The organism is Leptospira alstonii serovar Sichuan str. 79601, from assembly GCF_000347175.1.
GTDB classification, from domain to species: domain Bacteria; phylum Spirochaetota; class Leptospiria; order Leptospirales; family Leptospiraceae; genus Leptospira; species Leptospira alstonii.
Genome location: NZ_ANIK01000039.1, coordinates 1 through 5,415 on the forward strand (window position 1 = coordinate 1; position 5,415 = coordinate 5,415).

A 5,415-nucleotide genomic window follows, 5' to 3' on the forward strand; every position below is an offset into this window, starting at 1 on the left:
ATTCGGTATTTTCACCGACTCCAATCAGGACGGCGTTCCGGATTGGTGTAATATTAAAAATCAGAAAGATGATAAGTTCGATTTGAATTGCTGGTGGTCCTTGGCAAGTAAGCAATTTTCCCAACATGTGCCGATCAAAGACCTACCGGGAGATTCGAGCAAGGACGTTATGACTAGCGCAAGGATTATGAGCTCTCGGATAAACGATTTTTGCTCCGTTCCTAGGGATCAACATAATAGTTCCGTTATGTGTTATAACTTTACGAGCGCCGATCAATACAAATCATCGCCGGGTTTCAATTACGCGACTCGACTTATGGAAGCGAAAGGTCTTATGAGCAAAGACGGCAACTCTCTTTGCGCCGCGGAAGTCAGGAGCCAGGGAAAAACAATGAGGCTTTCCTGCGTTTCAAGAAGTTTAAAATCTACAACCGGGTTTAGTTCCGTTTTTTCTACGGTCGACTTTGAAGATTATAGAAATGTTTTGGACGAAAAGCGGGCAAAAATCGTTTATTCCAACGGAAGAAGTTTGTTTTGTATGGTTGGAGAAGATGCCGCTGCGTGTATGCCGCTCAATCAGAATGGGCAGACCTGCCAACGTGTACCGCAGGTTCAGAAGAGCTCGCTCCGGAGCGACCTCACGGGTCTTGAAAATTACCAGGGTAAAAACGAATGTTTGGCTTTAAATAACAAAGACAGGTGTTATAGGGAGGATGGAATGTGTTATAAGTGGGATTATTGAGCGATCTTTGAGAGAAAAGAATATATTTAAGAAATTTATAAAGTACTGATGTAGTCGTTCTCTGAATCGAACTCGTATATGCAACTTCGGCGGTAGTTCGTAAGCCGAAGTTTTAAAAAACGATAAAGTCGATTGAAATCGAATCGTCTATCCCGTATTCTTTCCGGGAAAATTGTGGAAATCGATTTAAGAATGAATTCGTATCGAACTTGAGAAAAATATTTTCGATTCGTCATATTCCGGATTTTTTTTTCCTCTAATTCCAAGTAATTCGTATGGAAAACTTGGTAACAAAATGAAAGACTCGCTGTTTCACGGAGATAGGAAAGAGGGAACCCCGGACCGTTTGGAAGATTTTTCGAACGGAGATATTTTGATTCAAGAGATACTTCAATCGTTCGAGAATTTCGATCGTGTATTGGGAAATACGCTTCAAGGGCTTTTTCCTCCGGACGACGATCTGTAAGTTCAAGTCGTAATTTTCAAATACGTAGACTTGAAGTCTTCGAAAAACTTGGACGGATCGAGCGCGTAATCCAGAACAAGCGCTCTGGATTCGTCGTTTTTCAAAAGTTCCCTGTCGTTCGGTATCAACAACGGGCCTTCCAATCCCGCTCTGAGAAGAACGTGGAAATAACTGTTGTCGAAGTTATAAGGATTTGCAGTGAACGATTCCCCTCCCAACCACCCGATGGTACGCGCTCCGGAAACGAGCACTAAATCCTGAATTCCTAATTTCATCTTTTTAAGGTAAGGAAGTTGATCCTTCTGAGTTTCCATTCCCAACGGAAGAATCTGAACGACTTCGTTTAACAATTCGTCCTTTCTTCCGGGTTCAATTTGAATTTTCGGTCCTCCCGATTTTTCAATCGCTACGGTTCCGGCGAGTGCAAGAAAGTCCGCAAAAGAAAAGGAAGTTTGATTGCGTTCGTTGAAGGTTTCTTTCCATTCTTTGAGCTGATAAAAATTTTGAACCAGGTCTCCGTTTTCCGGAAGTTTGGAAAAGTTTTCAAAAGAATTTGCGGCGGAAAGTCCGACCCAGTTTTGATTTTTATCGAAAAGGCAGGCGAGATGATAGACAAGTTTCAACCAGCTCCCGGTTTCACGAACGAGTACGATCCTTCTCAGAGAATTTTTTGCCTCTTCCCACGCGTTTAGACCGGCTTTTTTTAGGATCTCCCGGATTTCATAGAGTTTGTAGTCTCCGGTTTTTCCCTTGAGTTGTGCGGAAAAAACTCTTCCTTTGAGAACTCTTTCCCTTACTTGTTCGTAGAGAGATTCCGAAATCAAAACGGACACTCCCGCCTTTTTGGTTTTGGATTCGATTCTACTCGCTATGTTCACTGAATCCCCGATAGCGGTGTAAGACATATTTGCCGGATGGCCGAGTTGTCCTAATATGCAACTTCCATAATGTACTCCGACTCCGATCCGAAACGCGGTATGAAAATGGGATTTTAGATATTCGTTGAGAGAATAGAGTTCAAGTTCCATTTCTTTGGCTGCGCGTAATGCGGAAAGACAAATCTCCCGGGGTGAACCTCCGTCCACTCCGAAAAGCGCCATCAATCCGTCTCCGATGTACTTATCGATTTTGCCGCCGTGTTTTAAAACGATATCGCCCATTTTATAAAAATAACGGTTGAGAATATGAATGACGTCGTAAGGAAGATGAGACTCGGAGAAAAGCGTAAAGTCTCGGATGTCGCTGAAAAGAATCGCGATTTCCTTTTCTTCTCCGGAAATCGTAGCCGATCCCGGAATCGTAAGATTGTAATCTTCGTCGTCTAAAACGATCCTTCGAACTCGAACGTCTCCTAAAACCTGCGCCTGACACGCGAGCCGAACGGACTTCGGAAAACCTTTCCTTTGGGACAAGTCCTTTTCCTTTTGTTCCGGCGGGGACAAGTTGGAAGGATTTTCCAAAATCAAAACACGGCAAGTGGAACATCGAGCGTTTCCTCCGCAAGCGTGTGTATGAGGAATGCCGTTAGCCAAGCCGACTTCCAGCAAACTCGGGGGGCTGCTTGAATTTTCGGGTAAACTAATTTCTTTTTCGTTTTCAAAATTTACAAGAATCATTAAAACCTTCGGGATTTGACGGAGATATAAAAAAATAATTGGCGTCCTATATGGAAGGGTAGAGAATTACAGACTCGGTTGTCAATAGAAGATCGTCGGCCGTTACGAAACTTGATTCTCGAAGAAGCTAACGCGGGTTTTTAGAGAATCATGAAAATACTGTTAAACGGTTTACCGTTTTAGGATCATTGAATGTACGGAAATAAAAATTCTCAGGAAGAAAATAGGGATTCAAGACCGATCATACTTTTGGTGGACGACGAACCCATCATCTTGAGAGGATTAAAAGAACAGCTCAAACTCGCGTTCGGTAAGGACTTTGACATTGAAATTGCGGAAGATGCGGAAGCCGCCTGGGAAATTTTGGAAGAATACGTTGAAAGGGGAATCGATATTCCCGTCGTGATTTGCGACCAAGTGATGCCGGGCGTAAAAGGGGACGAGTTGCTCATTCGGATTCACAACAGGAAACCGGATATTCGAAAAATCATGCTGACCGGTCAGGCTTCCGCGGACGCGGTCGGTAACGCCTTAAATCACGCCAACTTATACAGATATTTATCCAAACCCTGGGATTCCAACGATTTGATTCTAACGATTCGAGAGGCCCTGAAGTCTTACTTTTCGGATCTTTCCCTTTTGGAACTCAATCGAAAGTTGGAAACGACTCTTCTTTACGATCGGGAAACCGGCCGTCCCAATCTCGAAAGTCTGAGAAGGGTTTTGGAGGAAAAGGAATCTCAGGGAATACAGTGCACCCTCGCCGTGATTCGGATAGAATCCTCGACTTCCACGACTCAACATTTCGGAGTGGGAGTATATCATAAAGTACTCAAACAACTTCTGACTTCTCTTTCTTCTTTTATGGGCGATTCGGGCAGTTTGTTTCACCTTTATCAGGACGAGATCGCTGTTCTTTCCAACGTTCAGGAGGAAAATTTTTATTCCCTTTTGGTCGCGTTTAGGATTCTTCTCCGATCGGAATATATCGAAGCCGACGAAATTTCCTTTCGTGTGAACGTTTCCATCGGGGTCGCGACTCATCAAGATTCCCTTTATTATAAGGCTAGAATTGCGATGATGCACGCGGCTCAGAATACGGAACTCGAACTGATGAGCTATTCCAACGCGATGGAAGAAGGAGATCAGTATCGGATCAATCTCATCCTCGGAAGGAAATTGAACTACGCGGTCAATGTCGGCAACGTCGTTCCTTACTTTCAGGGAATCTACGATAACAAGTCGGAGAAGATTACTAAATTTGAATGTCTTGCGAGAATTCAGGACGGGGATCGGATTTACTCGCCCGCAAGTTTTATATCGATCGCCAGATCGACCGGGATCATTCGTCTTTTGACTCCGATCATGGTCGAAAAGTCGATTCGATATTTCGCAAAATATCCCGAATATTCATTTTCGGTGAACATAGCCGAATCGGATTTGGAAAAGAAAGGTTTTGCTCCTTGGGTCATAAGCCGTCTGCAATATTATGAAATTTCTCCCGAGCGCTTTACTTTGGAAATTTTGGAAACGGATCGTTTACGCGGAGGCGAAAGGGGCCTTGATACATTAAAAGAACTTAAAGAATCCGGTTGTAGGATTGCGATAGACGACTTCGGAGTCGATCAATCCAACTTTGAAAGGTTGATGGAAATCGATCCCGATTATATCAAGATAGACGGTAAATTCATACAAGGAATCCATCTGAGTAAAACTCCTTATTTACTCGCTTCCGCGATGGCCGAGATGGCTCATAGAATCGGAGCGAAAGTAATTGCCGAATTTGTCGCGGGAAAAGGAGAATTTGACACGGTTCGTTCCTTAGGTGTGGAATATTGTCAGGGATATTATATTATGGAACCCGCTCCGGAGATTCTCCCGATTCCTCAAGTACCGCTTTAAATGCCTTTGCCGTTTTTTTTTCCAAAATTCATTTGTCATTATTTTTTTTCCAATTAATATTCTGTTATGCGTTTTTTGACGATTCGATGAGTCGAATCAAACAGCGAGGGGGTACTTCCATTGGATAAAGCGATTCTTTTTGTTGATGATGAAGCTCTGATCCTGATGAGCATGAAATCCCAAGTTAAGCGTCACTTCGGAGACGGTTACAGATATGAAACGGCTCTCGACGCTGGAGAAGCGTGGCAGATCATCGAGGAATTGATTCATGAAGACGTTAGAATTCTGATCATCATTTCCGATTGGTTGATGCCCAATGTCAAGGGAGACGAATTTCTAAGACAGGTTCATAGTAAATATCCGGATATTCAAAAGGTGATCGTTACCGGTCACGCAGACGATTCCTCCATTGAGGCGCTTAAAAAAGAAATCAATCTTCGTTCTTATCTGAAAAAACCTTGGGACGAAAGGGAATTGGTTTCTACCATCTCGACAGCCTTGACAAATTAAAATGAGAATGGTTTGCCGTGTAAGCGCTGTAGTACGCTCATCTTTGTTTCGCGAAGAACCAACGATAACGCTTCGCTATCTTTTGGTTAGCTCGCTCTCTCCTATGTTTCTTGTGTCAAGCCCTCCCGCTATTTTTTTTTTACATAAGACCATATTGGGCTAATTTTCGATTTAATATA

General features: G+C 43.2%; 4 protein-coding genes and 1 pseudogene. 4 read left to right on the forward strand and 1 reads right to left on the reverse strand.

What is annotated here, in order from left to right:
• Both LEP1GSC194_RS09485 and LEP1GSC194_RS22620 read left to right on the forward strand, forming a co-directional pair.
• Positions 1-742: pseudogene (locus LEP1GSC194_RS09485) on the forward strand (enterotoxin A family protein); the annotation flags it as partial.
• Positions 743-1,037: 295 nt separating this feature from the next.
• Positions 1,038-1,208: a hypothetical protein gene (locus LEP1GSC194_RS22620; protein WP_020773392.1), complete on the forward strand. Its 171-nt coding sequence runs from the start codon at positions 1,038-1,040 to the stop codon at positions 1,206-1,208.
• A 2-nt stretch (positions 1,209-1,210) separates the two neighbouring features.
• Here LEP1GSC194_RS22620 and LEP1GSC194_RS09495 read toward each other — a convergent pair whose 3' ends face one another.
• Positions 1,211-2,824 (reverse strand): peroxidase family protein, encoded by a 1,614-nt coding sequence (locus LEP1GSC194_RS09495; RefSeq protein WP_036041984.1) that lies wholly within the window; start codon positions 2,822-2,824, stop codon positions 1,211-1,213.
• Positions 2,825-3,016: 192 nt separating this feature from the next.
• Between LEP1GSC194_RS09495 and LEP1GSC194_RS09500 the strand changes: the two genes are divergently transcribed.
• Positions 3,017-4,726, forward strand: coding sequence for an EAL domain-containing protein (locus tag LEP1GSC194_RS09500; RefSeq protein ID WP_020773393.1), 1,710 nt, complete (start codon positions 3,017-3,019; stop codon positions 4,724-4,726).
• 120 nt (positions 4,727-4,846) lie between these two features.
• A complete protein-coding gene (locus LEP1GSC194_RS09505) occupies positions 4,847-5,236 on the forward strand; it encodes a response regulator (protein ID WP_002993548.1) in 390 nt (129 codons plus the stop codon).
• Positions 5,237-5,415 lie beyond the last annotated feature (179 nt).